This is a genomic window from Micromonospora sp. NPDC050695 (assembly GCF_040654415.1).
In the GTDB taxonomy this organism is placed as follows: Bacteria; Actinomycetota; Actinomycetes; order Mycobacteriales; family Micromonosporaceae; genus Micromonospora.
Window position 1 is genome coordinate 1,259 of the sequence record NZ_JBFAHZ010000103.1, and the last position, 1,351, is coordinate 2,609.

At 58.4% G+C, this 1,351-nt stretch carries 2 rRNA genes (both cut by a window edge); both read left to right on the forward strand.

The features are described 5' to 3' along the window. A 16S ribosomal RNA gene (locus AB0H52_RS31295) occupies positions 1–537 on the forward strand (it extends 1,077 nt beyond the left edge of the window). Positions 538–919: 382 nt separating this feature from the next. Continuing rightward, positions 920–1,351, forward strand: a 23S ribosomal RNA gene (locus AB0H52_RS31300) (it continues 2,775 nt past the right edge of the window). The 16S and 23S rRNA genes sit together here, the layout of an rRNA operon.

Sequence of the window (1,351 nt, forward strand, 5' to 3'; positions counted from 1 at the left end):
AACCTCCAGAGATGGGGGGTCCTTCGGGGGCGGTCACAGGTGGTGCATGGCTGTCGTCAGCTCGTGTCGTGAGATGTTGGGTTAAGTCCCGCAACGAGCGCAACCCTCGTTCGATGTTGCCAGCGCGTTATGGCGGGGACTCATCGAAGACTGCCGGGGTCAACTCGGAGGAAGGTGGGGATGACGTCAAGTCATCATGCCCCTTATGTCCAGGGCTTCACGCATGCTACAATGGCCGGTACAATGGGCTGCGATACCGTGAGGTGGAGCGAATCCCAAAAAGCCGGTCTCAGTTCGGATCGGGGTCTGCAACTCGACCCCGTGAAGTCGGAGTCGCTAGTAATCGCAGATCAGCAACGCTGCGGTGAATACGTTCCCGGGCCTTGTACACACCGCCCGTCACGTCACGAAAGTCGGCAACACCCGAAGCCGGTGGCCCAACCCTTGTGGAGGGAGCCGTCGAAGGTGGGGCTGGCGATTGGGACGAAGTCGTAACAAGGTAGCCGTACCGGAAGGTGCGGCTGGATCACCTCCTTTCTAAGGAGCACCTTCCGACGAAAGTCGGTAAGGAGCCCGCGCTGCCCGAATGTGGTGGTGGGGTGCTCGAATGGCGGAGACACTGGCAAGTTTTGCCTCGGCAACGGCCGGCGGCGCTTAGTACAGCCATCTTCGGGTGGTGGGAACGGATGCTGTTGGTGCGGCTGGGGGGGAATGTAGAGCACCCTGTTGGGTCCTGAAAGAACAACCGTTGGTTGTTTCTTTCGGAGACTGGTCTGAGCCCCTGGTGGGGCTCAGAAGTCTGCCAGGCATGGCCTGGCCTCACATACCGCCGACTGTTGGGTTGGGTTTGGTGTGGGGCGGATCGGGTTGTGGGTTGGTCGTTTGTTGAGAATTGCACAGTGGACGCGAGCATCTTTGTGGTCAAGTTGTCAAGGGCGAACGGTGAATGCCTTGGCACCAGGAGCCGATGAAGGACGTGGGAGGCCGCGATAGGCCTGGGGGAGCTGTCAACCAAGCTGTGATCCCAGGGTGTCCGAATGGGGAAACCTGGCACCAGTCATGTGGTGTCACCCACACCTGAACACATAGGGTGTGTGGAGGGAACGCGGGGAAGTGAAACATCTCAGTACCCGTAGGAAGAGAAAACAATTTAGTGATTCCGTGAGTAGTGGCGAGCGAAAGCGGATTGAGGCTAAACCGGCTGCGTGTGATACCTGTCAGGGGTTGCGTGGTTGGGGTTGTGGGACCCTGCTGAACAAGCTGACACTTGTTCGAGAAGTTACAAAGTTAGTGGCTAGTCGAACAGTCTGGAATGGCTGACCGTAGACGGTGAAAGTCCGGTAGGTGAAAG